Annotated in this window: 26 protein-coding genes and 1 pseudogene; 13 read left to right on the top strand and 14 right to left on the bottom strand. The window is 70.3% G+C overall.

The genetic code is table 11. The features are described 5' to 3' along the window. The first annotated feature begins 41 nt into the window (after positions 1-41). From H7A73_RS11040 to H7A73_RS11030, 3 genes are all read left to right on the top strand, one after another. The gene (locus H7A73_RS11040; RefSeq protein WP_182065993.1) at positions 42-1,157 is read left to right on the top strand and encodes a sugar ABC transporter substrate-binding protein; all 1,116 of its coding nucleotides are present in this window, start codon (positions 42-44) and stop codon (positions 1,155-1,157) included. Positions 1,158-1,286: 129 nt separating this feature from the next. Next, a complete protein-coding gene (locus H7A73_RS11035) occupies positions 1,287-2,051 on the top strand; it encodes an ATP-binding cassette domain-containing protein (protein ID WP_110864792.1) in 765 nt (254 codons plus the stop codon). Then, positions 2,048-3,316: a sugar ABC transporter permease gene (locus tag H7A73_RS11030; protein ID WP_138802952.1), complete on the top strand. Its 1,269-nt coding sequence runs from the start codon at positions 2,048-2,050 to the stop codon at positions 3,314-3,316. The genes H7A73_RS11035 and H7A73_RS11030 overlap by 4 nt, the downstream gene beginning before the upstream one ends. A gap of 119 nt (positions 3,317-3,435) precedes the next feature. Here H7A73_RS11030 and H7A73_RS11025 read toward each other — a convergent pair whose 3' ends face one another. From H7A73_RS11025 to H7A73_RS11020, 3 genes are all read right to left on the bottom strand, one after another. Then, positions 3,436-4,443 carry an SPFH domain-containing protein gene (locus tag H7A73_RS11025; RefSeq protein ID WP_247737528.1) on the bottom strand — a complete coding sequence of 336 codons (1,008 nt, stop codon included), beginning with the start codon at positions 4,441-4,443 and terminating at the stop codon, positions 3,436-3,438. A 224-nt stretch (positions 4,444-4,667) separates the two neighbouring features. Beyond that, positions 4,668-4,796: a hypothetical protein gene (locus H7A73_RS18100; protein ID WP_259362838.1), complete on the bottom strand. Its 129-nt coding sequence runs from the start codon at positions 4,794-4,796 to the stop codon at positions 4,668-4,670. After that, complete coding sequence (locus H7A73_RS11020; protein ID WP_182065991.1) at positions 4,793-5,584, bottom strand: phosphotransferase family protein; 792 nt, start codon at positions 5,582-5,584, stop codon at positions 4,793-4,795. Before H7A73_RS11020 ends, H7A73_RS18100 begins: the two co-directional genes overlap by 4 nt. Before the next feature lie 378 nt (positions 5,585-5,962). Here H7A73_RS11020 and H7A73_RS11015 point away from each other — a divergent pair, with 378 nt between their 5' ends. Further along, positions 5,963-6,112 (top strand): hypothetical protein, encoded by a 150-nt coding sequence (locus tag H7A73_RS11015; protein ID WP_181422693.1) that lies wholly within the window; start codon positions 5,963-5,965, stop codon positions 6,110-6,112. A gap of 6 nt (positions 6,113-6,118) precedes the next feature. On the opposite strand, the gene H7A73_RS11010 is transcribed toward H7A73_RS11015, so the two are convergent. Further along, positions 6,119-6,718, bottom strand: a complete 600-nt coding sequence (locus H7A73_RS11010) for a hypothetical protein (RefSeq protein WP_182065990.1) — start codon at positions 6,716-6,718, stop codon at positions 6,119-6,121. Further along, complete coding sequence (locus H7A73_RS11005) at positions 6,715-7,581, bottom strand: SMP-30/gluconolactonase/LRE family protein (RefSeq protein ID WP_182065989.1); 867 nt, start codon at positions 7,579-7,581, stop codon at positions 6,715-6,717. The genes H7A73_RS11010 and H7A73_RS11005 overlap by 4 nt, the downstream gene beginning before the upstream one ends. Positions 7,582-7,651: 70 nt before the next feature. On the opposite strand from H7A73_RS11005, the gene H7A73_RS11000 reads away from it, so the two are divergent. From H7A73_RS11000 to H7A73_RS10990, 3 genes are all read left to right on the top strand, one after another. After that, positions 7,652-8,044 carry a VOC family protein gene (locus H7A73_RS11000; RefSeq protein WP_182065988.1) on the top strand — a complete coding sequence of 131 codons (393 nt, stop codon included), beginning with the start codon at positions 7,652-7,654 and terminating at the stop codon, positions 8,042-8,044. A gap of 60 nt (positions 8,045-8,104) precedes the next feature. After that, the gene (locus tag H7A73_RS10995) at positions 8,105-9,154 is read left to right on the top strand and encodes an LLM class flavin-dependent oxidoreductase (RefSeq protein WP_182065987.1); all 1,050 of its coding nucleotides are present in this window, start codon (positions 8,105-8,107) and stop codon (positions 9,152-9,154) included. A gap of 92 nt (positions 9,155-9,246) precedes the next feature. Then, on the top strand, positions 9,247-9,447 hold the full coding sequence (locus H7A73_RS10990; protein WP_111057409.1) for a hypothetical protein: 201 nt from the start codon (positions 9,247-9,249) through the stop codon (positions 9,445-9,447). A gap of 406 nt (positions 9,448-9,853) precedes the next feature. Here H7A73_RS10990 and H7A73_RS10985 read toward each other — a convergent pair whose 3' ends face one another. The 3 genes from H7A73_RS10985 to H7A73_RS10975 all read right to left on the bottom strand — a co-directional run bounded on the left by H7A73_RS10985 (position 9,854) and on the right by H7A73_RS10975 (position 13,120). After that, positions 9,854-11,068, bottom strand: a complete 1,215-nt coding sequence (locus H7A73_RS10985) for a glycosyl transferase (RefSeq protein WP_182065986.1) — start codon at positions 11,066-11,068, stop codon at positions 9,854-9,856. After that, the gene (locus tag H7A73_RS10980; RefSeq protein WP_182065985.1) at positions 11,065-11,877 is read right to left on the bottom strand and encodes an HAD-IIB family hydrolase; all 813 of its coding nucleotides are present in this window, start codon (positions 11,875-11,877) and stop codon (positions 11,065-11,067) included. Before H7A73_RS10980 ends, H7A73_RS10985 begins: the two co-directional genes overlap by 4 nt. 172 nt (positions 11,878-12,049) lie before the next feature. Further along, positions 12,050-13,120 (bottom strand): magnesium and cobalt transport protein CorA, encoded by a 1,071-nt coding sequence (locus tag H7A73_RS10975; protein ID WP_182065984.1) that lies wholly within the window; start codon positions 13,118-13,120, stop codon positions 12,050-12,052. A gap of 239 nt (positions 13,121-13,359) precedes the next feature. Between H7A73_RS10975 and H7A73_RS10970 the strand changes: the two genes are divergently transcribed. From H7A73_RS10970 to H7A73_RS10955, 4 genes are all read left to right on the top strand, one after another. Beyond that, positions 13,360-15,312 (top strand): alpha/beta hydrolase, encoded by a 1,953-nt coding sequence (locus H7A73_RS10970; RefSeq protein WP_182065983.1) that lies wholly within the window; start codon positions 13,360-13,362, stop codon positions 15,310-15,312. A 2-nt stretch (positions 15,313-15,314) separates the two neighbouring features. After that, positions 15,315-15,824 (top strand): hypothetical protein, encoded by a 510-nt coding sequence (locus H7A73_RS10965; RefSeq protein WP_182065982.1) that lies wholly within the window; start codon positions 15,315-15,317, stop codon positions 15,822-15,824. 90 nt (positions 15,825-15,914) lie between these two features. Beyond that, positions 15,915-16,610, top strand: coding sequence for a helix-turn-helix transcriptional regulator (locus H7A73_RS10960; protein WP_182065981.1), 696 nt, complete (start codon positions 15,915-15,917; stop codon positions 16,608-16,610). Positions 16,611-16,706: 96 nt separating this feature from the next. Then, the gene (locus H7A73_RS10955) at positions 16,707-17,084 is read left to right on the top strand and encodes a VOC family protein (RefSeq protein WP_182065980.1); all 378 of its coding nucleotides are present in this window, start codon (positions 16,707-16,709) and stop codon (positions 17,082-17,084) included. Positions 17,085-17,094: 10 nt separating this feature from the next. Here the strand turns inward: H7A73_RS10955 and H7A73_RS18095 are convergent, their stop codons facing one another. The 3 genes and pseudogenes from H7A73_RS18095 to H7A73_RS10945 form a co-directional block, all read right to left on the bottom strand. Then, positions 17,095-17,445 carry a MerR family transcriptional regulator gene (locus H7A73_RS18095; protein ID WP_259362843.1) on the bottom strand — a complete coding sequence of 117 codons (351 nt, stop codon included), beginning with the start codon at positions 17,443-17,445 and terminating at the stop codon, positions 17,095-17,097. After that, positions 17,426-17,724: pseudogene (locus H7A73_RS18090) on the bottom strand (ArsR/SmtB family transcription factor). Before H7A73_RS18090 ends, H7A73_RS18095 begins: the two are co-directional and overlap by 20 nt. A 147-nt stretch (positions 17,725-17,871) precedes the next feature. Continuing rightward, the gene (locus H7A73_RS10945; RefSeq protein ID WP_182065978.1) at positions 17,872-18,051 is read right to left on the bottom strand and encodes a hypothetical protein; all 180 of its coding nucleotides are present in this window, start codon (positions 18,049-18,051) and stop codon (positions 17,872-17,874) included. Between the two features lie 499 nt (positions 18,052-18,550). On the opposite strand from H7A73_RS10945, the gene H7A73_RS10940 reads away from it, so the two are divergent. Beyond that, the gene (locus H7A73_RS10940; RefSeq protein WP_220456604.1) at positions 18,551-22,396 is read left to right on the top strand and encodes a TIM-barrel domain-containing protein; all 3,846 of its coding nucleotides are present in this window, start codon (positions 18,551-18,553) and stop codon (positions 22,394-22,396) included. Between the two features lie 327 nt (positions 22,397-22,723). Here the strand turns inward: H7A73_RS10940 and H7A73_RS10935 are convergent, their stop codons facing one another. Further along, positions 22,724-23,719: an AraC family transcriptional regulator gene (locus H7A73_RS10935; RefSeq protein ID WP_182065977.1), complete on the bottom strand. Its 996-nt coding sequence runs from the start codon at positions 23,717-23,719 to the stop codon at positions 22,724-22,726. A gap of 254 nt (positions 23,720-23,973) precedes the next feature. Between H7A73_RS10935 and H7A73_RS10930 the strand changes: the two genes are divergently transcribed. Continuing rightward, a complete protein-coding gene (locus H7A73_RS10930) occupies positions 23,974-24,978 on the top strand; it encodes a GAF domain-containing protein (RefSeq protein WP_182065976.1) in 1,005 nt (334 codons plus the stop codon). Positions 24,979-25,305: 327 nt separating this feature from the next. On the opposite strand, the gene H7A73_RS10925 is transcribed toward H7A73_RS10930, so the two are convergent. Both H7A73_RS10925 and H7A73_RS10920 read right to left on the bottom strand, forming a co-directional pair. Next, on the bottom strand, positions 25,306-26,436 hold the full coding sequence (locus tag H7A73_RS10925) for a zinc-dependent alcohol dehydrogenase (protein ID WP_411469313.1): 1,131 nt from the start codon (positions 26,434-26,436) through the stop codon (positions 25,306-25,308). A gap of 35 nt (positions 26,437-26,471) precedes the next feature. Then, the gene (locus H7A73_RS10920) at positions 26,472-26,936 is read right to left on the bottom strand and encodes a hypothetical protein (RefSeq protein WP_182065974.1); all 465 of its coding nucleotides are present in this window, start codon (positions 26,934-26,936) and stop codon (positions 26,472-26,474) included. Between the last annotated feature and the right edge of the window lie 2 nt (positions 26,937-26,938).

The following is a 26,938-nucleotide window of genomic DNA, read 5'->3' as shown; positions in this document are numbered from 1 at the left end:
GCACCGCCGATGGGGGCGGTCCACTGTTGGAGGACGTTTCAATGAAGAAATCCACCACACGAGCGATGCTGGGCGTCAGCGCCCTGCTGCTCGCGATCACCACCCTGGCGGGCTGTTCCAACGGCGCGGACGCCGGAACCGGGTCCGGCGGAGGCGGCGGGGACGCGTCGAAGGCCAAGATCGGCCTGCTCCTGCCCGACTCCGTCACCGCCCGCTACGCCAGCGCCGACCGCCCGCTCTTCACCGCCGAGGTGAAGAAGCAGTGCAGCGGCTGCTCGGTCGTCTACGCGAACGCCGACGGCGACGCGTCGAAGCAGCTGCAGCAGGCCCAGTCGATGCTCACGCAGGGCGTCAAGGTCCTGGTCCTCGACCCGTTCGACGGCGAGGCCGCAGCGTCCATCGTCCAGCAGGCGGAGGCGAAGAAGGTGCCGGTGATCTCCTACGACCGGCTCATCAACAGCCCCGACCTGAGCTACTACATCTCGTTCGACAACGAGAAGGTCGGTGAGCTGCAGGGCCAGGCTCTGGTCGACGCACTCAAGGCGAAGAAGGTCCCGGAGGGCTCGGGCATCATCATGGTGAACGGCTCCCCCACCGACAACAACGCCTCGCAGTTCAAGAAGGGCGCGCACTCGGTCATCGACGACAGCGGCTACAAGGTGCTCGCCGAGTACGACACCCCCGGATGGGACCCCGCCAAGGCGCAGGACTGGGCAGCCGGCCAGATCAGCAAGCTCGGCAAGGACAAGATCACCGGCGTCTACGCGGCGAACGACGACACGGGCGGCGGCGTGATCGCGGCCCTGAAGTCGGCCGGCGTCACCGAGCTCCCGCCCGTCACCGGGCAGGACGCCTCGCTCGCGGGCATCCAGCGGATCCTCGCCGGCGAGCAGTACATGACCGTCTACAAGGCCTTCAAGCCCGAGGCGTCGAAGGCCGCCGACCTGGCGATCCAGTTCGCCAAGGGTGAGACCCCGAAGGGCGACACCACCGTCGACACCGCCGGCGGCGCCAGCGTCCAGTCGACGCTGCTCGACCCGGTCGCCGTCACCACGGACAACGTCCAGTCGACGGTGGTCAAGGACGGCCTGTACGAGGTGTCGAAGATCTGCACCGCGCAGTACAAGGCAGCCTGCGACAGCGCCGGCATCAAGTAGGTCCGACCCCCTCTGCCCGCCCGGTCCGACTGCGGACCGGGCGGGCCTCACCGATCGAGGACGACACCCGTGAGCACGACACCCGTGAGCAACGCGTCACCAGCAGCACACCCCTCCGCCGACCCGGTGATGTCCCTCCGCGGGATCACCAAGCGGTTCGGCGCCGTCCAGGCCCTCAGCGACATCGACTTCGACGTCTACCCGGGCGAGGTGGTCGCCATCGTCGGCGACAACGGCGCCGGCAAGTCGACGTTCGTGAAGATCCTCGCCGGGGTCTACACGCCCGACGGCGGCACGATCACCTTCGGCGGCGACGAGGTCAGCGTCCCGAACCCCGCGGCGGCCCAGACCCTCGGCATCGCCACGGTGTTCCAGGACCTCGCCCTCGCCGACAACCTCGACGTGGTCTCGAACCTGTTCCTCGGTCGCGAGATCGCCCACCCGTTCCTCGACGAGGAGGAGATGGAGCGCCGATCGTGGGAGCTCCTGCAGCAGCTCGCCGCGCGGATCCCGTCGGTGCGGATCCCGATCGCGTCGCTGTCCGGTGGGCAGCGGCAGACCGTGGCGATCGCCCGCTCGCTGATCGGCGACCCGCAGGTGGTCGTGCTCGACGAGCCCACCGCCGCACTCGGCGTCGCGCAGACCGCCGAGGTCCTGAACCTCGTCGAACGCCTGCGCGAGCGCGGCCTCGGCGTCGTGCTCATCAGCCACAACCTCGCGGACGTGCAGGCCGTCGCCGACCGGGTCGCGGTCCTGCGACTCGGCCGCAACAACGGCACGTTCCGCATCGACGACGTCTCCTACGAGGAGATCATCGCGGCGATCACCGGCGCCACCGACAACGCCGTCACCCGTCGCGCCGCCGCCCGGACCGAGCAGGAGACCAGCGCATGAGCAAGACCGACGAGACCCTCACCGCAGCGACCCCGACGCCCTCGGCCGCGGACCTGCAGGACGAGCGGCTCCTGCGTGACGCCGGGCTCGGCGGCGCGGCGAAGGCGTTCGTCCGACGGGTCCGTGGCGGCGACATCGGCTCGCTGCCGGTGGTCGTCGGGCTCATCGTCATCTGGGCGGTGTTCCAGGCGCTCTCCCCCGACTTCCTGTCCCCGGGCAACCTGGTCAACCTCGCCCTGCAGTGCGCCGCGGTCGGCACCATCGCGATCGGCATCGTGCTCGTGCTGCTGCTCGGCGAGATCGACCTGTCCGTCGGCAGCGTCAGCGGGCTCTCCGCCGCGATCCTCGGCCAGGGCCTGACCACACTCGGCTGGCCGCTGTGGCTCGTGCTCACCGTCGCGCTGGCCGTCGGCGCCGCCGCCGGTCTGCTCTACGGCCTGCTGTTCACCCGCTTCGGGGTGCCGAGCTTCGTCATCACGCTCGCCGGTCTGCTCGGGTTCCTCGGGCTGCAGCTGTTGATCCTCGGCCCGAACGGCTCGATCAACCTGCCGTACGACTCACCGATCGTGCAGTTCGCCTCGGCCTCGTACCTGCCGCCGTGGCTCGCCTACCTGCTCGCTGTGCTGGCAGCCGGCGGCCTGTTCTTCACCGAGGTCCGTCGCGCTGCCCGCCGCCGCCGTGCCGGGCTGTCGACCGGGGCGATGTCCCTGACCATCGTGAAGGCCGTCGCCCTGTTCCTCGGCCTCGCGCTGATGGTCTGGTACCTGTCGCGCGACTTCGGCACCGGCACCTCGTTCGTGTTCTTCGTCGTGCTGGTCGTGCTGATGAACTTCGTGCTGAAGCGCACCCGCTGGGGGCGCTCGGTCTTCGCGGTCGGCGGCAACGTCGAAGCCGCACGGCGCTCCGGCATCCGGGTGAACCGCATCTACATCTCGGTGTTCATGCTGACCTCGCTCTTCGCCACCGTCGGCGGCATCCTCGCCGCCGCCCGCCTCAACTCGGCGAGCCTGTCCTCCGGCGCCGGCGACACCAACCTCAACGCGATCGCCGCAGCCGTCATCGGCGGGACCAGTCTCTTCGGTGGCCGTGGCAGCGCCTGGTCGGCGCTGCTCGGCATCATCGTGATCCAGTCGATCTCGAACGGGCTCACCCTGCTGAGCCTCGACTCGTCGATCCGCTACATGATCACCGGCGCGGTCCTGCTGCTGGCCGTCATCATCGACTCGCTCTCGCGGCGCAGCCGCGCCAGTCACGGCGCGGCCTGAGCGGGGCCCTGGACCCCGCCACGCCGACGGACGGGAGGCACGGTGCCAGCTGGCACCGTGCCTCCCGTCCGTCTCGGCGCGCGTCTCCGATCCGGGAGACGCCGGCGTCTCAGCGCGCGCTACTTGCTCTTCGAACCCGAGGTTCCCGGCAGGCTGAGGATGTTGTCGGTGCCCTGCGGCACCACGATCAGGGAGCCGTTGTCGCCAGCGCTCTTGAGGGCCTCGATCTCACGCTGCTTGAGCGCGGCGTCCGAGAGCGGGTGCTCGTTGAGGACCTCGTTGGCGTCGGCCTGACCCTGCGCTTCGGCGACCTGCTGCTGTGCCTGCACCTTCTTGGCGTCCAACAGTGCGCGCTCCTTCGTGACCTGGATCTGCGCCTGCTGTGCCGTGGCGTACGCCTCGGTGACGGACTTCGGCGGGGTGATCTCCTGCAGCGCGAAGTTGTCGACGTGCACGCCGGAGCCCTTCCACCGCGTCTCGAGCGCCTGGATCATCGATTTCTCCACCGTGCCGCGCTTGGTGATGAGCTCGATCGTGGTGAAGTCGTTCGGCACCTGGCGGACGACGCTGCGCACCGAGTTGCCGATGAACTGCGTCTTGAAGTTCTCCTCGGTCTTGTACGACCGGTAGATGTCGGTGACCGACTTCGCGTCGATGCTGTACTGCAGGTTCAGGCTGACGTTCGACGAGACGCCGTCCTGGTCCTGCACCGTGACGTACGGGCCGGAGCGCACGTTGCCGTTGTTGTCCGAGTCCGAGCCGTTCACCGCGTTGATGTAGGTGACGGTCTGGTTGCGGATGTTGAACGTGTGGAGCGTGGCCCACGGTGCCTTGAAGTGGAACCCGGAGTCCGTGGTCTGCCCGACGATGTTGCCGGAGATGTCCACCTGGACCTTCGACTCGCCCGTGTCCTGCGCGTAGAGCGTGCTGCCGAGCGTGAGCCCGACGAACAGGACGCCGGCTGCGGCCGCGGTCCACGCTGCGATGAGGTTCGGGCGGCGGGTCGGGACGGCGGGGCGTGCCTCGCGACCGGGTGTGGCCGGGCGTGCGGGGGTGGAGTAGGTGCGTGTTCGGAAGTAGAGCGCGACGAGCGCGATGACGAGGAAGACGATGGCGGCGACGAACATGACGATCACTCCTGGATGCTTGTCCGAGCAGTCTGCCGTACCCGGAGGGGTGCGGGTGACGCGGGTGCGCGTGGGGCGCCGTGTCGCGTGGTGCGTGTCGCCCCGGTCGCCTGGCGCCGGTTCCGTCTGGTGCGAGGTTGCACACGTGGTGCGACCCCGGATGCCTCGCACCACGTGTACAACCTCGCACCGCGCGGACGCGCTCGGGGTCGGGGCCGCGTGGGCTAGGCCGGTCCGACGATCTCCTCGATGCGCTCGAGTCCGCTGCGGCAGCGTCCGAGGTACTCGTCGTACAGGTCCGGTCGCCGGTCACGCGCCCACCGTGTGACGTCGAGCAGGTGCAGCGCAGTCATCGACGCGAGCCGCCGGTGGTCGTCGTCCGACGTGAGTCCGGCAGCGTCATGAACTCGTCGTGGTCCGCGCGGGTGACGGACCCGTCGATGAACGTCCGCGTGAACACCCGGCGGGCATCCGTCCACGGTGCCGGCCCGGTCTCCGCGGCGCCCCAGTCGATGAGCACCGGCCGCTGGCCCGGACCGCGGGAGATCAGGTTGCGAGGTGCGAGATCGCCGTGGGCCAGCCCGAACTCGAACTGCGCCTCCGACAGCGGAGCGAGACGATCACGCAACCGGTCCGGCGACGCGTAGGCACCGTCACGGAGCAGCGGATCGTCGTCGCCGAGCGCATCGAGGTTGTAGTCGAGGTGCGCCGTCCAGGCGAGCCGGAGGTCGTCGCCGAACCTCGTGAACAACGACCGAGGCGCATCGACGAGCGGGATCATGGCGACGGCTCGCGCGGCGCTACCGAGCCACCGCCACGGGCGGTCGATCGGTCGTGGGTCAGGTGCGACGTACTCCCACACCGAGAAGGGGACACCGCCCTCCGACCCGTGGGCGAGCGGTTCGGGGACCGGGATGCCGACCCGGCTCGCGCTTCGTGCGGCCCACGACTCGACGGGGTACTCGTTCTGCCGGAGCGGGTCAACCGGGAAACGCAGCACGACCGGAGCAGCACCCGCACGGTCCACCCGGTAGGTGTGGTTCACCGCCCCGCCGGGTAGCCGTTCGATCCGGTCGACCGATCCGCCGACGGAGCGCAGGACGACTCGGAACCACTCCTGCTCGACCGCCTCGTCCGACATGGGATCAGCATGGCCGCTCCGATCAACCGTCGCGCGGAACGCTGTCCGCAGCGCGGGATGCGGCAGCGACCGACACGATGCCCCAGATCGCCGCATCGACGATGAGCAGGAGCACTGCACAGCCGATCGCCGCCCACCGACCTGGACTGTCCACCACGATCTCCCCGCACCACGCTGACGCGCGCGAGGAGAACGACCAGCACCATCTGCCCGACGACGCGGTTGCCCCAACCGGTCGTCGGGAGCGCATGATGACGTGTGCGAATCCTGACGATCAGTGCGACGACGATGCGTGTCTCCGCGCAGCAAGAAACTGTGTGGCCGCAGCTGGCTGATGCGGCGCTCCGCGATGCGCGCGCAGGTCGGACGCCCGCACCGATGGTTTGGTTCAGGACCGACCTCGGAGTGTCCGGAGTGATCCCGATCTCCCCTGCCGACCCGGTCCGCTTCGACGAGGTCGACAAGGAACCGGAACGGTTCCTCGGCACGGTGATCGCGCTCGGGCCGGGAGCGCAGCCGAGCGACTGACCCGGCTCAGGAGACGGGCGCCCCTACCCGATCGAGCTCGGCCAGGACTCGGCGGCTTCGACGCACACCGATCACCGTCGCGACCGTGACGAACACCACGACGACGGCGATGAACACCAGGAACGCCCAACCCCACCCGAACGTCGTGGCCGAGGCACCTCCGAGTCCCACCAGGCTCAGCCCCGTGCCGATCAGGGTCGGGGCCGAGGCCCGGGTGGAGCGTCGCTGCCACGCGAGCATCGCCCGCACGAGCGGCACGGTCTCGGGCGCCACCGGTGCCGTCCCGCTGACCTGTCGGGTGACGGACTTGCGGTCCGCCGGGGTGAGCGCGCCGAGCGGCTGCTCCGGCGTCTCGACGAGGTACGGCAGCAGTCTGCGGTGGCGTCGAGCACGGACCCATGCGGTCACGTTCACGACCGCTCCGGCCAGGGCGAACAGGAACCAGATCACCGAGTCGGTGCGGAGCACGGAGGGAACGCTGATGAACGCCCACAGGATCGACATGCCGGCGAACCCCGCCTGCTGCGACAAGACGACCGCCGTCGGTCCGTGCTCGACCAGGTGGTCGGCGCGACGCGTCGCCTCGACGAGGTCACTCGGGCTCACCACCCCGGCACCTGAACCCGGACCGAACTGATCCGACCGGCGCGTGTCTTCGCCGTCACGGCCGGGTCGTAGCTGTCGGCGGTCGCCAGGTAGAGGGTGCGACCGTCCTCGCCACCGAGCGCACAGTCGATCGCGCAGTCCCCGGGCGCGTCGATGCGGTCCGTGACCTCGCCGCCCTCGACGACCCGCAGGAACTCCCCCGTGTCGACCGAGCAGACCCAGATCGCGCCATCACGGTCGACGGTGCTGCCGTCCGGGGTCACGCCGCCGGGCAGGGCTGCCCACTCGCGCCGCCCGGTCAGCGAACCGTCGTCCTCGATGTCGAAGGCGGTGAGGCGGCCACCCCACGTCTCGCTGACGACCAAGGTGCGGGTGCCGGGCAGGACGTTGGCACTGTTCGGGAACACCAGGCTCTCGGCGGCCAGGCGGACGGAGCCCTCGGGGTCGATCACGTAGAGCGGGCCGGGGCGCAGTTCCTCGCCCGCGTACAGGTCGTAGCCGAAGGCACCGATGTACGTCCGGCCGGTCTGCGCGTCGACCACCAGGTCGTTCACGAGCGACGACTCGATCGTCGAGAGGTCGGCGAACACCGACGTGCTGCCGTCCGGCTCGACGGCGACGACCGTGCGGGACTCCATCGAGCTGACGATCAACCGCCCGTCAGCGAGCCACCCGAGTCCCGACGACTGCCCGTCGACGGTGGCCTCGAGCCGGGGGCCGGCGGTCGAGGACGGGTCGACCGAGAACACCTCGCCGGTGTGCATGTCCGAGTACCAGAGCCGTCCGTCGTGCCAGCGGTTGCCCTCCGGGAACCGGATGCCGGAGATGACGATGTCGGTCGCGGAGTCCAGGGTGATGTGCACGGATCCAGCCTGCCAGCGGGACCGGGAAGCTGCCCGGACGGATGCCGTGACGGCGGCCTAGGGTCGTCCCATGCCGGGTCGTCACCTCATCCACCACCTGGGCGTCTTCGCCAGCGACTTCGCCGCGAGCGACGCGTTCTACACCGCCGCCCTCGCGCCCCTCGGTATCGGAGCGGGCTACCGCACCGACTCCGTGGCCGAGTTCTGGCAGCACGGGGACGACACCCCGAGCGTCTCGCTCGAGACCGCCCGGATCCCCGAGGCGACGACGCGCGGACTCCACCTGGCGTTCGAGGCCGGATCGCGGAGCGAGGTCGAAGCCTTCCACCGCGAAGCCGTGGCTGCGGGCGGGGTGTCACGGCACGAGCCGCGCTACTGGCCGGAGTACCACGCGTACACCGCGTTCGTTTCCGACCCGGACGGCAACAACGTCGAGGCCCTGATCAAGGAGAGCGGTGGCTGACCCGGTGGCTGCACCACGGTCACCGACGGACGAACGGCACGACTCTGGCACGATCGACCCATGCCCCTCGACGGAACCCCTCTGCGCCGGCTCGGCTTCCTGACGATCGGGTCGTTCGACCCCGCCCGACCGTCCGAGGGTCACGAAGACACCCTGCGCGTGATCGAGCGCGCCGAGGCCCTCGGCTTCGACAGCGCCTGGCTGCGCCACCGCCACCTGCAGTACGGCATCTCCTCCCCCGTCGCGGTGCTCGCCGCCGCCTCGCAGCGCACCTCGCGCATCGACCTCGGCACCGCCGTCACCCCGATCGGGGCGGAGAACCCGTTCCGCCTGGCGGAGGACCTCAGCACGGTCGACGTCCTGCTCGGCGGCCGCCTGAACCCGGGGTTCTCGGTCGGCACCCCGATGAACTTCGACCTGTACCGCGACGCGATCTACCCCGACACCCTGGAGCACGAGGACCTCGGCGACGACCGGCTCCTGCGCTTCCGTGACCTGGTGCGCGGCGACCCGGTGACGGCCACCGAGACCGTCGAACGTCGCGGCATCGAGGAGTTCGCGAGCACCGTCCAGCCCCACAGCGCCGGCCTGGCCGACCGGATCTGGTACGGCACCGGCAGCACGAAGTCGGCCGTGTGGGCGGGCGAGAACGGCTTCCACCTGCTCACCTCGAGCGTCACCCGCAGCGAGGACGGCACGGACTTCGCCACGAACCAGCGCGCCCAGATCGACGCCTACCTCGACGTCCACCCCGACCCAGCTGCCGCCCGCGTCTCGCAGGGCCTGGTCGTCATCCCCACCGACACCGCGACCGCCGAACAAGAGGCCCGATACCGCGCCTACGTCGACAGCCGATCGGGTCGCGTCGGCGTGCCGCAGGGCCCCGCCGGGATGCTCTTCGCCGCCGACCTGGTGGGCACGTCGGCCGAGATCGCCGACCGACTGCGCGCCGACGTCGGCTACCAGGCGGTCACCGAGGTCGCCTTCGCGCTCCCGTTCTCGTTCGAGCCCGGCGACTACGCCCAGATCATCACGGACATCGCCGAGCGGCTGGGTCCGGAACTCGGCTGGGCGCCGAGATCCGACGGGTGGGACCCGCAGCACGGATGACGAGTCGGCCGATTGCACCGGTGGTCACGGCACTCGATGTCGGGCAAGATCAACGCGAGGGTCATCAGCACCCGTCGACTCTGGGGGGTCACATGCACGACCAGCGTCCCGAAGAACCGGTCCGACAGCACTCGACCGACTTCCTCCCCGGGGTCAGCGGCAACCCGGTCGCCCCGTTCCAGCGAGACCATCGACCGGGTAGCGCGCCGATCCGGAACGACTGGATCTTCTTCGTCCCCATCGGCGGTGTGGTCGTCCTCGGGGTCGTCGCGTACGTCATCTGGGGCTCGTGATGCGGCTCCGGGTGGGGTTCGCAGAGTCAGAGCCCGGCAGCACGCCGACGATCGAACACGATGAACGGCTCATCCGGACCTTCCGGCACACCGCGAGCCGACTGTTGTTCTGGGGGTGCGTGCTGTGTGCGCTCGGCGGCGTCTCGATCGGCTGGTCAGTAGTCGGCCCGATCCGCCTGACGGGGCTGGCTCTGGCGGGCTTCTTCGTCCTCGTGGGCTCGGGCTTCCTCGTCCTGCGGGGCCGAGTGATCCGACGGGCTCGGCCTGCCGTGGCGGCCGCGCAGGGTCGCATCGACCGTTTCCGATCATGGCAACGCTCGCAGCCAGGGTGGGTCCCCCTGGACGCCCTGCGCCGGTCCGGTCGGTGACGGCATCCTCGATGCCGTCACCGGGTCGAGTGACCTCGTCAGTCCTGCTGGTCCGCCTCCACGGCGTCCCGCAACCGGTCGAGCACGTCCGGTACCGCTGAACGCACCCGGCTCCAGCTCGGGATGAACGGCTTGTCGTTCGGCCGCGCCGTGAAGGCACCGCCGGCGTCGAGGATCGCCTTGGTGAAGAGCTCCACGGCGGCTTCCTCGGCGTGCTGGTCGAACGCGAACCCGCTCATCTCGGCTTCGTGCCGGTACACCTCGACGATGTCGAGCGCGTTCCGGTAGTACGTCGCCTTGAGCACGCGGAACGAGTCGGACGTGAGCGGGACGCCCATGGTCGCGAGCTTCCGGAGCAGCGACTGCACGATGTCGTTGCCCATCCGGGCGAGGCCGCCGGTGCCGTCGGCCTCGGCGAGGGGCTGGTGCTTGTGGTCGTACGCGTCGGCGATCTCCACCTGGCACACCTGCCGGGTCGCGTAGTCGCGGTACACCTCGGACAGCATGCCGATCTCGAGTCCCCAGTCGCCGGGGATCTTCAGGCCGTTCAGCACGTGGGCACGCATCGCGAACTCGCCGGACAGCGGGTACCGGAAGCTGCTCAGGTACTCCAGGTACTCGGACTCCCCGTAGACCTGGCGGAGCGAGCGGAGCAGCGGCCCGACGAGCAGCCGCGCGGCGCGGCCGTTGATCCGACCGTCGGCGACGCGGGCGTAGTAGCCCTTCGAGAACTCGTAGTCGAACGCGGGGTTCGCGACCGGGTAGAACAACCTCGCGAGCATGCCCCGCTCGTAGGTGGTGATGTCGCAGTCGTGCAGGGCGATGCAGTCCGCCCGCTCCGACGCCAGGGCGTACCCGGTGCAGTACCAGACGTTCCGGCCCTTGCCGGGCTCCCCCGGTGCCAGTCCCGCGCGCTCCAGTTCGGCGTCGAGCTCGCGCAGCCGCGGCCCGTCGTTCCACAGGATCCGGTGCCGCTGCGGCAGCCGCGAGAAGAACTCGCGGGCGTGCTCGAACTGCGAGCGGTCGGCCCGGTCGAGCCCGATCACGATCTCGCTGAGCCAGTCGGCCTCGGCCAGCTCGTCGACGATCCGCGACAGGGCTGGACGCTCGAGCTCGGAGTACAGCGCCGGCAGGATCAGGCTCATCGGTCGTTTCTCGGCGAAGCCCCGCAGGTCCTCCTCCAGGCTCGCGGTGCTGCGGCGACCGAGGTCGTGGAACGTCGTGATGACGCCGTTCTGGTGGAAGTCGCTCATCGGTGGCTCCTGACGGACGGGGTGGTGAACCGGGTGAGGCCCTCGGCCCAGCCCTGCGGGCCGGGGGCGATCGTGCGGTGGACGCGCTCGGGGCGGTCGTCCGCGAGTGGTCCGGGCGTCGGGCCGTGCCCGCGGACCACGACGGCGAAGTCGACCGCGTCGAGCAGCGCGGTGTCGTTCGGGCCGTCACCGAGTCCGATCGTGCGCGGGATCGTCCCCGTCCGACGCTCGTGGTCGGCGATCAACGTCCGGACCGCCGCGCCCTTGTCGCGGCCCGCCAGCAACACGTGCCAGAACCGACCGCCGCGCACCAGGTCGAGGCCGACCGCGGCGAGCGCCGCGCGGAACGCGTCCGCCCGGTCGTCGTCCTCGGCGTGCCAGAGCAGGACCTCGGACGCCTCGCGCTGCTGCGCTCGTCCAGCCGCTTCGAGGTCGAGCCCCGTCCACGCGGCGACGACCGCGTCGGTCACGTCGCCGAAGGTCTCGAACTGCAACTCCAGTGACTGGCGGACGCGGTCGAGTTCCGCGTGCAGCCGCTCGAGGTCGTCGTCGACCGGTCCGACCAGCACGCCGCCCTCCGGTCCGACCACGAGCGCGCCGTTCTCCGCCACGAACGCGTGCCCGTCGAGCCCGGTGCGCGCCTGCAGTGCCGTTATCTCGGCACGCGTCTTGCTGCTGCAGAACACCACGGGGACGTCGTCCGCCCGCAGCTGTTCCAGCATCGGCAGGGCCGCGTCGAACGAGTAGTCGTGGTGGTCGAGGAACGTCCCGTCGAGGTCCGTGACGATCATCAGGTCGGGTGTTGGCATCGTGCTCCGCTGGCGGCTGGCTGGGCTGCGGGCGACGATGCCCCGGACCACCCTGCCACGCGCATGCGTCGGGCGGGTGAACAAGCCGGCGTCGGTCGCGCGCCGCGACCAGCGGACGGACTGGAGGCGCGTGCCAGCTGGCACCGCGCCTCCAGTCCGTCGTCACGCACGCTCAGAGCCAGTGCCGCCGCTTGAACACCGCCCACAGCACGACCGCCAGCAGGACCATCGCGACGATCGCCGCGGGGTACCCCCACGCCCACCGCAGCTCGGGCATGTGCTCGAAGTTCATGCCGTAGATCGACGCCACCAACGTGGGAGCGAACAGGATGGCTGCCCACGACGAGATCTTCTTCACCTCTTCGCCCTGCTCCATCGACGCCCGAGCCAGCCGCCGGCTCTCCTCCCCCTGCGCAAGGCTCGCGCTGGTCATCCGGCGCATCGCGTCGTTCTGCTCCTGCGTCACCAGGGTCGAGTGCAGCGTGAGGGCGTTCTCGAGCAGCGTCCGGAACGTGTCCACCCGCTCGGTGACGCGGATCGCGTGGTCGAGGACGTTCCGCAGCTGGTTCTGCACCTCGGTGTCCGTGCCGTACTTCTCGGCACCGCGCAGCAACGCGTTGAGCATCCCGGGCAGCGGGCCGATGGCGCGCTGGAACCCGATGACCTCGCTGAGCAGCTGGTAGATCCGCCGCGAGGACGCCGGGTCGACGTCACCGTCGAACAGGTCGTCCTCGATGTCGTCGATGTCGTCCTGCAGCCCGGCGACGACCGGGGCGTAGCTGTCGATGACCTCGACGAGGACCGCGCAGAGCACCGCCTCGGACCCGCGCCCCAGGGCGTCCGGGTCGGCTTCGAGTCGCTTCCGCACGTCGGCCAGGTTCGGCCGTTCCGCCTGCCGGACGGTGACGACGAAGTCGCGGCCGGTGAACAGGTGCACCTCACCGAACTCGACCGTCTCCTCGTCCTCGTCGTACCAGGCGGGTCGCAGCACCACGAACAGGGTGTCGCCGTAGCGCTCGAGCTTCGCCCGCTGGTGCCCCTTGTGCGCGTCCTCGACGGCGAGCGGGTGCAGCCCGAACTCGTCAGCGACCGAGGCCAGTTCGGTGGCGGTCGGTCGGAACAGCCCGATCCAGGCCATCGCGCCCCGCCCGGCGGCGTCGAGCGCTTCGTAGGTGCGCCCGAGGTCCGCGGGCGAGTCCGTCCGCGCTCCGTTGACGTAGATGCCGTTGTCGATGAGGGCCACCGGTGTCCTCCTGGTTCCGTGGTGCGTGCGGCCCGCGGGTGGGCCGGGGGGATCGTAGCCGCGGCGCACGCGGGCAATCTGCCGATCGTGCCGGAGTGCGACGCAACGAGCGCTCCCCTCACGCCACGCTGACGCCGCGGGCCCGCATCCTCACGGTTCGCTGACGGCATCGGTGCGCCCCGCACACCCGCCCTGTACAGTCGGGATCACGTCGGGGAGAAGGCGCAGGGGGGAACACCGTGGGGGAAATCCAGTACGACGACGCTGCAGCCGACCTGCTGGCGCAGGCGGCCTCCGGTGCTGCCGAGACGCTGCGCGGCCAGAGTGCCGCACGACGTACCGGCGCCGAGAGCGCGCTCGACGACTTCGACGGTGCGTACGCGAAGCGCTTCGAGGAATCGGCGCAGATCGAGGCGGACGACCGTCCGAAGCTCGCCTCCGTGCTCGACGAGCTGAGCACGCAGGTCGACGCGACGACGACCGCCGCCGCGAACGAACGGCAGCGGCAGGCCGACCTCGCCGCGTGGCAGGTCCGGCAGGACGAACGGGACCGGCAGTCCGCCGAGGACCCGATCAGCGTCCTCCGGCTGCCCGGCATGCAGAGCTTCGACCTCAAGCCGTCCGAGATCGCGATCGCTCCACCGAGCATCTCCGCTTCGTTCTCGGCGCGGACCCGGACGCGGACCGGCGGTGGGACGTCGGGCGGCACGAGCTCGGCCGATCCCGAGCACCTCCGGTCCTTCGCGAGCGGTTCCCGCGCACTCGACCGAGCCGCGGCCACGAAACAGACCACGCTGCGGAACGCATGGACCGGCTTCACGGCGAGCTGCGGGTGGGCGAAGATCGACAGTTCCACGTTCCTGCACGGATTCGAACGCATGCTCGAGGAGAACGACGCGGACGCCGCCTGGGCCGACCGCATCGCCGACGCCTTCGAACAGGCCGGAGGCCACGGGTCGGTCTCGAACGCGACCCTCGACGTCTCCGCTGCCGCGGAGCTGCCGCCGGCGTTCCAGCAGATGCTGGACCCGGACCTCTCCGCAGCCGAGGTCGCGGCACTCTGGGCCGGACTCGGCTACTCGGCGGCGGACGCGAACGACCTCAGGGCGCTGCCGTTGCCGGTGCTGAGCGTCCTCGGCAACCTGGAGGGTGTGGACTACTGGGCACGAGACACCGCCAATCGGGTCGTGCTCGATGCCCGCATCCGGGCCGCCGAGCAAGAGGTGGAAGACCTCCGGTCCACGGTCGCGTACGACAACGGGACGTCGTGGATGCTGGCATCGGAGAACCTCGAGGCGCTGCGGGCGATCGACACCGCGAGTCAGTTCGAGCGAGGCAGCAAGGCGGGTGAGCGGTTCATCGTCTCGTTGACGGACGACGTCCCGCCCCTGGCTGCGGTGTCGGTCGGCGACCTCGACACCGCCGACAACGTCACGTGGGCGGTGCCGGGGATGGGGTCCGACACGACCGGCATGGTCGGGTGGACCGACTCTGCACAGCACCTCTACGACCAGCAGGCGGACACCGGGCCGGAGGACCGCGCTGTGATCTCGTGGATGGGCTACAAGACCCCGCCGCAGCCGGTCATATCCGGCAAGCTCGACTTCGGGGTCCTCGGCAGCGACTACGCCGAGACCGGCGGTGACCAGCTCGCCGAGTCGATCCGCGGGTTGGACGCCGTCCGCCAGGACGACGGGCCCACGACGAACGTCGTCGCCCACTCCTACGGCTCGACCACGTCGGCGTACGCCCTCACCAAGACCGGTGTCCAGGTCGACTCGTTCACCACCATCGGGTCCGCCGGCCTCCCGAACTCCATCGAGGACGCCGACGACCTCAACGCCGACCACGTGTACGCCGGACAGGCGCGGGACGTCTGGGCGATCGACCCCGAGAAGGGCGACCAGTGGGCGTGGACCGGACGGCTCAGCCCCGTGCACAGCCAGGACCCGACCGATCCGGACTTCGGTGCCACCGCCTTCGGCGCGGACGGCTCGGGCGCGCTCAACCCCGTCGAGGACCACGGCACGCACACGGACGACGAACGCGGCTACCTCGACCCGAACACCGAGTCCCTCAGCAACATCGGTTTCGCCACGACCGGGCACCCCGAGCTCATGACGGAAGCCCAGCCGAAGGGGCCGACCCAGTTCCAGGAGTCGCTCCTGGAGAATCCGCAGTGGACACTGTGATCGTGAACGACCGATTCCGCGGCCTCGCCCGCACCAGCACCAGCGTCGCCCTCGTCCTGACAGCGGCGCTGACCATGACCGGCTGTAGCAACACCCCCGGAGGCAAGACCGTGGATCCGTCCGACGCCAAGAAGTCGATCGTCGATGTCGTCAAGGAGTCGGCCGACGCGGTCGGTGGCGACTGGACCGTTTACCGAGGCCCCGCTGCCGAAGTCTGCACCCGGTCGGGCGGCCAGGAGGGCGCCCGTTTCGTGTACATCCTGGAGCGGAGCGGCACGGACGGCGGCGGCGATCCGGCAGCCGACATCCGCACCGTCGAAGAACTCTGGAAGGCCAAGGGGATCACGACGGAACGGTTTGAGAGCGGCGGCCCGGACCCGCTCACCGGGGTCCGCGGCGTGGACGGCCCCGTCACCTCGATCGGCTTCAACGCCTACCCGCAGCGCTACAGCATCACCGGCGTCTCGAAGTGCTCCGACGGCGACGTGCGGGAGCTGCGCTCCGCGGAGTGACCGCGCCCGCGCACGTGTCGACGCGCCCGGTCCGCGACCACTGGCGGGCTGGATCGGACGGAGGGTCGACGCGCGAGGGAAGATGACGAGGTGAATCGCACCGATCGGCTCTACGGCCTCGTGGAGGAGTTACGCGCCGTCTCCCCGCAACCGCGGAGCGCGCGTCGTCTCGCTGAGCGGTTCGAGGTCTCGGTGCGGACCATCGAACGGGACATCTCCGCGCTGCAGCACTCGGGTGTGCCCATCTGGGCGGAGCCCGGCCGGACGGGTGGGTACGTCATCGACGCGTCCGCGACGCTCGGTCCGGCGGGCTTCACGCCGGACGAGGCCCTCGCGGTGCTGATCGGGCTCGGCTCGCTGGGGCGCAGTCCGTTCCGGCACGCGGCGCACACCGCGGCCAGGAAGACGCTCGCGGTGATGCCCGTCGGCGATGCCGCACGAGCCAGCGCGCTGGCCTCCCGGGTGCACTTCCTGGAGGACGACGAGGACACGGTCGTCCCGGCCGAGTTCGCGGCGGCCCTGCGTGCCGATCGAGTCGTGCGACTCCGGTACCGGGACGCCGACGGAGCGGAGTCCGTCCGGGACGTCGAACCGCTGGGGTCGATCGGGAAGGACGGTCAGTGGTACCTGATCGCCTGGTGCCGGATGCGCGACGGGGTGCGGGCTTTCCGGGGCGACCGGATGCTGTCGGTCGAGGTCACCGACGAGCGGCCCGCGCAGCGCGTCCTGCGATCCGAGGACCTCGCGATCCAGTACGGACGACTCCGGCCGGTCCTCGACGAGTAGCTGCGCCGTCGGTTTCCGGAAACACCGACAGGACGGTGTCGCGACGGCCGGTGAAGCTGGTCGCTCCGAGTCAGCAGCACCACCGTGAGGAATCCCATGTCGTTCGCATCCGTCCGCATCATCACCGACGACCTCGAAGGCATGGTCGCCTTCTACGAGCGGATCACCCGCCAGCCGGCCGAGCGCCCCGCACCGGTCTTCGCGCAGTTCAGCGGCCCGGGTCGGACGCTCGCGATCGCCAGCACCGCCACGGTCGCCATGCTCGGCGGCGCGCTGACGCCGGCGACGAACCGTACCGTGCTCGTCGAGTTCGAGGTCGCCGACGTCGACGGCGAGTTCGCCGAACTGCAGCTCAGCAGCGACGACGTCGTCCTCGAACCGACCACGATGCCGTGGGGCAACCGCTCCGCACTGGTCCGCGACCCGGACGGCAACGTCGTCAACCTGTTCAGCAGGCCCGCCGCCGCCAGCTAAACCGCGTTGCTCAGGCCGCGGCGGCGTTCGCCGACGAGCGGCACTCCTCCGGCGGCCGCCCCGCGACGGACTCCGCCGCGATGTCGCGGAGCCGCGCGAGGCGGTCGTGGATGGCACCGAGGGCCTCGATCTGGCGTCGGATGCGATCGCTCTCCTCGTCGAAGTGGTCGAGCATCGTCCGCGTCGCGACCCCGGTGTCGAGGAAGGGCAGGATCTCGACGATCCGACGACTCGGCATGCCCGCCGCGTAGAGCATCTGCATGAAGCGCACCCGCGCGACATCGGGCTCGCGGTACTCCCGGTGTCCGCCCGTGGTCCGCGCGGATGCCTGGACGCCGCGACTACGCAGAGCGGTCAGCACGCGCGGCTCCCTCGTGGTGGTGGGCGGGGTGCCGTCGAGCTGGTGCTCGGCCTGGAAGACCGAATCGGACACGAGCTGTCGGGCGTGCTCGTTCGTGAGCCGGTAGAAGACGCGTGTGCCTTCCTGTCGGGTGGCGACCGCGCGGGCCAGACGCAGCTTGGCGAGGCGTTGCGAGACCGCGGCTGGCGACTTACCGACCTGCTCAGCGAGGTCGTTCACGGGCAGCTCGCCGTCGGAGAGCGCCAGCACGATCCGCACCCGGGTGGCATCGGCGAGCATGCTGAACGCCTCGACCGCCAGCTCCACGTAGTCACTCTCGACGTGGCGACCACCCCTGCTATCTGCATCTATGCGCAGACTCTTGCATATCCGTTCGGTAGTCGATCGGCCACCGAACGGTGGTGGGCTCACTCACCCTCGAGCGCGTCAGAAGTACATGCGCCCCCGAGCGATGTCGGCCTCGGCCTGCCGAAGGGCGTCCGCGACTTCGGGGTCAGTCCCCTCGAACTTCGCCGCTCGAGAGCCAAAGTTCGTGTAGCGGTGCATGACGAACCACAGCACGAGGAGCACCGCCAAGACCAAACCGGTTCCGATCCACCACCACATGCGGGCAGCGTAAGAGCGACCAACCGCGCGCGCAAGCAATGCAATGCGCCGTTGAAGGAGTGGCTGTGGCGTTCGCGGATCCCAATCAGCTGTTGTCCTCCTGGCTCGACCTGCCCGCAAGAGGTTCCTGCAGCAGAGCTCGAGCACCACGCCGCGTTCATCCGCCGAATGGTCGGTGCCGCGTCGGACGCTGCGGACCGGCTCCGCGGCGAGAAGCCGTCGCACCAGCGGGGCGACGGCGGGCCTGGAGGCACGGTGCCAGCTGGCACCGTGCCTCCAGTCCGTCAGCGTCTCGAGTCCAGGGCCACAGACGACGCGACCACGCCGCCCACCATCGCGGCGGGAGCCGCGAAACGAGCTTCCGCACAGCTGCCCCTTCCTCGGGAGCCCTCCGGGTCGTATGGTTTACAGCGTTGTAAACGGGCCGCCGCAGGGACGGCCCGCAGGTCACGGCCGTTGCACGGCCCGATGGACGACGACGTCCACGAGGAGCACCCACTTGCGCCCCATCTCCTTCCGATCCCGAGGGCTGCGCCGTGCGCTGTCGTCGGGCATCGTCGCTGCGACCGCCCTCGGCATGCTCGGGATCGCCGCGATCCCGGCCACTGCGGATCCCGCAGCCGACCGCACCGTCGTCTCGGGCCAGGCCCGGTTCGAGGTGCTCTCCCCCACCCTGATCCGCACCGAGTACGCCGGTGACTCGCAGTTCACCGACGGCAGCACCTTCAACGTCATCGGCCGCGACGACTTCGCACCGACGACGTTCACGAAGACCGAGCGGGACGGCTGGCTGACCCTCGACACGGGCGCGATGACCGTCCGGTACAAGGAGGGCTCGGGGGCCTTCACGCAGGACACCCTGCAGACCACCGTGACCACGGCGTCCGGCCAACGGGTCACCGGCACGCCGTGGGTGTCGACGCCCACCCCCTCGTGCACGATCGGGTCGCTCTGCGAGGCCGAGATGCTCGGCCTCACCGGCCTGTCGCTCGCCACCGACCACACGGGCTTCACCGGAGCCGGGTTCGCCGCGGGCTTCGAGTCCGTCGGCAACGCGATGACCTTCACGACCACGGCGGACCAGGCCGGCTCGTACGACCTCGCCCTGCGTTACGCGAACTCGCAGGGTGGCGACGGCCAGGTCGCCACCCGCACCCTCAGCGTGACCGTCGACGGCGGTGCCGCGAAGACGATCCGGCTCGCTCCCGGCGCGAACTGGGACGACTGGAAGACCACCGCCGCCACGACGCTCGACCTGACGGCGGGCGAACACCGCGTGCGCATCGAACGCACCGCGGACGACTCGGGCCGGGTGAACGTCGACAGCCTGGCCCTGGTCCGCACGGGCGCCTCCTACCCGGCACCGTCGACCACGGTCACCGGCGAGGACTGCGCGTTCGGCACCGTGTGCCAGGCCGAGGACTCGGCACGCACCGCTCCGGCGACGACCGCCACGAACCACAACGGCTTCGCCGGGGACGGCTTCGTCGCCGGGTTCGAGCGTGCCGGGGCGCAGCTGACGACCCACGTCACCGGGGTGCCGGCCGCGGGCGACTACGCCCTGCAGGTCCGCTACGCCAACGGCTCCGCCGGGACGCCGACGCTCACAGCGGCCCCGACCGGCCAGCAGGCCACCACCACCCAGCTCCCCCGCACGAGCGGCTGGGACTACTGGAACACGGTCACGGTGCCGGTACACCTGGCCGCCGGCACGAACGACGTCGTGATCGGGTGCCCGACCGTGGCGGACAACTGCAACGTGAACTTCGACACCGTCGCCGTGGTCGACACCGCGTCGCCGGTCCTCGCCGCACACGCCCCGCTCGGCGGGTACCGCCGCGACCTCGACACCGCGAACGGGTCCGTCAAGACGAACCCGGGCCTGCTCTACCAGGACGGTTGGTCGCTCCTCGACGACAGCGCCTCGGCGCTGTACGACCCAGCGACCGACACCGTCACCCCCGCTGGCGACCACGGCGGCGAGCGCTACCAGGACGGCTACGTCTTCGGGTACGGCAGCGACTACCGCCATGCCCTGCAGGAGCTCGCCGTCCTGACCGGTCCGACGAAGCTGCTCCCCCGCTGGGCGTACGGCGTCTGGTACTCCGAGTACTACGACCGCTCGCAGGCCGACTACCTGGCGATCGCGAAGCAGTTCGCCGACGAGGACGTACCCGTCGACGTCATGGCGATCGACACCGACTACAAGATCGGCAGCCCTACCAACCAGGGCGACAGCAAGTGGAACGGCTGGTCCGTCGACCCATCCCGCATCCCGGACATGACCGGCCTGCTCGCCGACTGGCACGCCCAGGGCATCCACAACACCCTCAACATCCACCCGTCGATCTCGAGCCAGGACCCGAAGTTCGCCGAGGCGCAGGCCACCGCGAAGGGCAGGCTCACCAAGGGCGACGGCGACCGGTACCTGTTCGACTGGTCCGACCGCGACCAGCTCAAGGCCTACTTCGACCTGCACACGTCCTTGCAGCCGAAGGGCGTCGACATGTGGTGGCTCGACTGGTGCTGCAGCGAGAACTCGAAGTACTCGGCGAACGGCGTCACCCCCGACGCGTTCATCAACCAGCAGTACGCGAAGTACACGAACGAAGCGCTCGGCGGCCGGGGGCTGGCGTTCTCGCGGGCGTACGGCTCACTGACCGCGGGTGGCTACGGCAACCCGCAGGCTGTCCCGACCGGCCCGTGGGCGGACAAGCGCACGACCGTGCACTTCACCGGCGACACCACGTCGTCGTGGGACATGCTGCTCGCCGAGGTCGGCTACACCCCCGGTGAGTCCGCCGCGACCGGCCTGGCCTCGGTCAGCCACGACATCGGTGGGCACAACGGTGCGCAGTACGGCATCGAGGGCGCCGAGGAGGGCACGACCCAGCTGCCCGAGGACCTCTACGCCCGGTGGGTGCAGCTCGGCACCTTCCAGCCCATCGACCGCCTGCACAGCAACCACAGCGACCGACTCCCGTGGCAGTACCCCGCCGCGGCCGAGGCTTCGGCGAAGCGGTTCCTGAACCTCCGCGAGGCCCTGGTCCCCCTGACCTACACCCTCGCCGCCCAGGCGACCGAGACGGGCGTCCCGATCCTGCAGCCGCTCTACCTGCAGTACCCCGAGGCGCAGGAGTCCTACGCCCAGGCCGGCTCGGAGTACCTGTACGGCCCGGACGTCCTCGTCGCCCCGGTCACCGCCGCGAACGACGATTCCGGCAAGGCGACCCGCTCCGTTTGGTTCCCGGCCGGCAGCTCGTGGACGGACTGGTTCACCGGCAAGACGTACGCCGGAGGCACCACTGCCGACGTGACGACCGACCTGAACAGCATGCCGGTGTTCGTGAAGAGCGGCGGGATCGTCCCCACCCGCTCCGAGCAGGTCGAGAACGACGCCGCACCGCTCGATGCCGTCACCCTGACGGTGGCGACGGGCGCGGACGGCTCGTTCGACCTGCACGAAGACGCCGGCGAGGACAGCGCCGCTGACGGCGCCGCGAAGTCGAGCGCGATGACCACGGCCGCCGCGTCCGCGAAGGCCACGGCGGGCAGCGCCTCCACCGCCGTCCGCTACACGCAGCAGGCGACCGGCGGCTCGCTCGCCATCGCCCCCGCCGACGGCTCCTTCGCCAGCCAGGTGCAGGACCGCTCGTGGACGGCGACGTTCACGAACGCGGACCGCCCCCGCACCGTCACCATCGACGGCCGGGTGATCGCGGACACCGCCTGGACGTACGACGCCGACACCCGCACCATCAGCGTGCCGGTCGGCGAACGGTCCGTAACGAAGCGAACGGTCGTCGCCTTCAGCAGCAAGGCGGCGGCGACCCCGGTCCTGCGGGTCGAGTCGCCTCGGGTGGACGCGGGCGACACGCAGACCGTGACCGGCACCGGGTTCCCGGCGGACACCGACGTGGCGCTGGCGACCGCGCCACGCATCGGTGGTGCCACCGCGCACACCGACGCCAGTGGCGCGTTCTCGGCCGACCTGCGGGTGCCGAGCACGGCGTCTGGTCGAGTGACGGTCACCGCGTCGGTCGACGGTGCAGCCCTGGCTCGGGCCGCCTTCACCGTCGTGGCTGCGGCTGCCCCGGTGCCCACCGCGTCGCCGAGTGCGGGCACGCCGGGCAGCGGCGCTCCGACGCCGGGTGACAGCGGATCCGGTACACCTGGCGCGGCAGCGCCGGGCAACGGTGGCGCGGATGCGGGCAGCGATCCGGGCGGTGCACTGGCCTGGACGGGCTCGAACCTGCTCCCCCTCGGGCTGTTGGCGGCGGCACTGCTCGCGGCCGGTGGACTCGTGTGGACGCTGCGGAGCCGGCGACGGCGGGCGCGTGGCTGAGCCCGCCTGAGCGGGCGCCCGTCACGGGCAGATCACGGACGGACGGGAGGTGAGCCCCACCCGCCGGTACCGTCGCACCGCGCCAGCGGGGTGACGGCCGTGCCGGGAGGGACGGTGCCAGCTGGCACCGGGCCTCCCGTCCGTCCGTGGTTGCGCTCCGGATCCCCCATCACGCGTGCGCCGTACGGTCGCGGCGAGCGCGAGGTCAGGTCGGTGCGTGCTGCGGGCGCACGTGAGAGAACAGCGAAAGCAGTCGTCCACGTCACCATCGCCCTCAAGCTGTGGGGGACGTCGGCCAGTGGACCCACGCGTCTGCTCCAGATCGACTCAAGGACGTTTTGTGTGCCGCAGCGTGGCGGATGGCAGCTCGCCGAAGCGTTCCGCGTACGAGCCGGCGAACCGGCTGACGTGCAGGAAGCCCCAGCGGGCGGCGACCTCGGACACAGTGACGCTGCCCGAGGGGGCGATGATGAGGTCCTCACGGGCTCGCTCCAACCGGAGCCGGCGCAGGTACGCCATCGGCGTGGTGTCGAGGGCCCGTCGGAAGGCCTCCTGGAGGCTGCGGACGCTCGTCGAGACGGCGGACGCGAGCTCTCCGACCGTCCACGACCGCGCCGGGTCCTGGCGAAGGAGCTCGACAGCGCGTGAGACCGATCGGGCCCCGGATCCTCCCCGGGGCATGTCGAGCGCGTTCGAGTAGTTGTGCGGCTGCCCGAGCAGCAGGCTGTGCAGGAACACCTGCTCGAGGCTGCGCACCGCGAGTGGATGCGCGAGGAGGCCAGGCGTCCGCCGGGACCCCTCGTCGACGAGCCGGACGGCCTGCGACACGGCCCGGCCACCGTCGGTCGTGAGGTCGAACTGGGGCTCGAACTCGAGCGGCGTCGAGGCCGGTGCGTCCAGCAAGAGCTCCAGCTCGGTCTCCAGATCGCTGCGCGTGATCATGATGGCGACCTGCGCGAACCAGTCGCTGCAGTCGAGCTCGACCGATCGACCCGGCATGAAGACCCCGGCGGTCTGCTCGGTCCCGCGGAACCGCGGTCCCCGGGCGGCGCGCATTGTCGTCTGGGACTGAACGGGGATGTCGAGGTGGTAGTTGACGGGCTCCGCGGTGTGTATCCGGACGGCCTCGCGGAAGCGCATGTAGCCGAAGGTGATCCGACCGGCCGTGAGGGCGTTCAAGTGCATGCGCAGACCCGCGGCGGGTTCGGACGGGGAGATCTCCACCGGGAGGAACACCTCACTGAGCACGGCGGCAGCCTCGTCCGCGGTCGCGCTGGCGGCGACTCGGTGCGAGGCGAACACCTCCGTAGCGGCCCTGGTCATGGCGCGACTCTACCGGCGGCGTCCACGCGCACCGGGCACGATCCCGCGTTGAACGACGGTGAGTCCGCGCGCAACGGATGGTGCGTGTTCGTCGGGCCTGTCTACGGTGATGTCCAACCGTCGCACAGCCTCCACCTCTCCGATGTGCGACCGGAAACCGCAGAAGTCCAGGATCAGCTGGCTCAGACAGGGAGGCGAACACGACCATGCTGGAAGCCCCGCACGCACCCGACCGTTCGCTGCCGCCGCGCGTCGTGACCACGTCAGCGAGCGGCCAGGACCCGGACCGGATCCTCGTGTTCGGAGACGCGGTCTTCGCGCCGGGAGAGCCGCTGCACCGAGCGGCACGGAGGCTGGCGGACGGCCTGGCTGCACGGTCCGGTCGCGGTGTCGACGTCACCGCGGTGCCGTGGTCGAGCTGGTCCGGCCAGACGCTGCTCTCGGCCGGGAGCGGGATCCACGTCGCCAACTACGACGTGGTGGTGGTCTGCCTGTCCGGCAGCGTCGTCCACAGCCGCACGACGAACACGGCGCTCGCCGGAGCCGCCGAAGCAGCGCTCGTCCTGGTCGACCAGCTCCGACCAGAGCTGGCGCCGACCGCGGAGATCGTGCTCGCGCTGGCAGGCAAGGAGGACCAGAGCGCCCTCGTGCACGCACTGCAGCAGGCGCGACGAGACCTGGTCGTGCTCGGCGTGGACACCGACGTGGTCACGTACACCCCACCGCTGTTCCTCGAGGTCACGCATCTGCTGCTCGAACAGCAACGGGCCCGCGCCGGGAGCCCACAGTGGATCCGCTCGACGCCGCAGCCGATCCAGCACCGGTACGACGCCATCCGCCGCCTGGACATCGTCGACGCCCCTGCCGACGCAGCCCTCGACCGGATAGTGCAGCACATGACGGAGCTCTTCCAGACGAGAGGGGCCGCTATCACCTTCCTGCCGGTCGGACGGCAGTGGTCCGCCGCGAGTCTGTGGGTCCCCCGTGGGACCCGAGCGCTGCAGGACTCCTTCTGTCGCTCGACCGTGCTGACGTCAGGGCCGACGGTCATCGAGGACGCCTGGGACAGGAACCGCCCACAGGTCGCGCGGCGGGGACGGATCCGCTTCTACGCGGGCCATCCGCTGGAGGACCTGGACGGGACGAGGGTCGGGGCGGTCTGCGTGTTCGACCCTTCCCCACGCGGGGAGGACGCCGTGGAGCTCGACCTCCTGCGCGACTTCGCGGTCCTGGCACGCAACGCCCTGTACCGGCGCTGAGACCTCCACCAGGTTCGGGTCTGGTGGAGCATGCCGCGCCGAACGGCGCGGGGTGCAAGCTCAGACGGGAGGGACGGGATCGGGTACCCCCGCCCCTCCCGTCTGAGCAATCGACTGACGACCAGAAGTCGGCCTCGGCAGGATCGTCTCGACGTCGACGTCGACGTCGGAGCCGCCCTTCTCGGGTCAGCACCCAAGATCGAGCCTGCTTCGAGCCTGCTTCGAGTCAGCGGGCCGTCGTCATCGCAGCGACGACGTGCGCCTGCGCGAGGGGATCGGTCTCCCCATCGACTGGGACCGATCACGAGCAAGGCGGTTCGAGGTCGGTCAAGGCTGGAAGACCGCCCGCACACACCCGTCGGTCTTCTCCTTGAACATGGCGTACCCCGTCGGTCCGTCGTCGAGCGGCATCGCGTGCGTCGCGAGGTGCTCGGTGACGATCTCGCCGCGGGCCATCCGCTCCAGGAGCATCGGGATGTACCGCTGTCCGTGCTGCTGCGCGGACCGGATCGTGAGGCCCTTGTTCATCACCGCCCCCAGGGGGAACTTGTCGACGAAGCCCCCGAACACTCCGAGGACGAAGAGGCTCCCGCCCTTGCGCGCGGCGAAGATCGCCTCACGGACGGCGGTGGGTCTGTCGGTCTGTAGTCGCAGCTGCTGCTTCAGCTGGTCGTACGCGAAGTCGGGTCCGTCGTGGTGTGCCTCCATCCCGACCGCCTCGATGCACACGTCGGGGCCACGGCCGCCCGTGAGTTCGCGGAGCTCCGCCGTCACCTCGCTGGTCTCGTAGTTCATGGTCTCCGCGCCGATGACCTGCTCGACCTGCGTCAGCCGCTCTTGGAAGCGGTCGATCACGATCACCCGTTCGGCGCCGAGCAGCAGCGAGGCACGCGCCGCCATCTGGCCGACCCCACCCGCGCCCCACACAGCGACGACGTCGCCCGGCCGGACACCGCCGAGGTCCGCGCCCATCCATCCGGTCGGGGCGGCATCGGAGGCGAAGAGCGCCCGCTCGTCGCTGACCCCCTCGGGAACGGCAAAGGCGCCCTGGTCGGCGTACGGCACACGGATGTACTCGGCGTGGCTACCGGCCCAGCCGCCCAACGCGTGGGAGTAGCCGTAGCAGCCGCCGGGTGCCTGACCCCAGAGCATCTCGGGGATGCCGGCGTTCGGGTTGCCGTTGTCGCAGAGCGAGTAGAGCTCGTTCCGGCAGTACCAGCACTTCCCGCAGCTGATGAACGAGCAGACGACGACGCGATCTCCGACCTTGTGCTTGGTGACGGCTGATCCGACTTCGACGACCTCGCCGATGAACTCGTGACCGAGCACGTCGCCTGCTCGCATGGTCGGGACGTACCCGCCGAGGAGGTGGAGGTCGGACCCGCAGGTCGTGCTCAACGTCACCTTGATGATGGCGTCCTGAGCGTTGAGGATCTCCGGATCGTCGACGTTCTCCACAGAGAGTTCGTTGACTCCGGTCCAGCACAGCGCCTTCACAGCACACCCTCGCCCTTCGCATCGTCTTCTGCCGTGTCGACCGCAGCGCCCAGCAGGGTGCGCGGGCGTTTTCCGTGCGGTCTCGGTGTCGCACGGAGGATCTCGCCGGTCTCGAAGACCTGCTTCGCATCGCGCAGCGCTGCACGCAACGCAGCGTTCGGGTCGCCGTCGACGTCGACGTCGACCCCCTTGCGGACTCGGGCGTGGACCTCGAAGCCCTCGACTCCGGGAGCCGGGTCGATCCGGATCTCGAGCGATCCCGCCAGACGCTGCAACGGTTCGGGGTATCCATCGCGCGCGAAGTCAGAGGCGTCGCCGAGGACGGTGACAGCTTTCCACCCTTCGGGGTGTGCGCCGTCGCCGTCCGACTCGCGCTCCTTCTTGACGAGGGAGCGTGCGACGAGGCCCGCCGCGACACCTGCGACGCCGAGTCCGACTGCGGCAGCCGCTCTCCCAGCCATGA

The sequence above is a fragment of the Curtobacterium sp. ME12 genome (genome assembly GCF_903970855.1).
Taxonomy (GTDB): Bacteria; Actinomycetota; Actinomycetes; order Actinomycetales; family Microbacteriaceae; genus Curtobacterium; species Curtobacterium poinsettiae_A.
The sequence above is the reverse complement of the archived record's forward strand: the minus strand, read 5'-3'. Positions and strand labels throughout refer to the sequence as shown.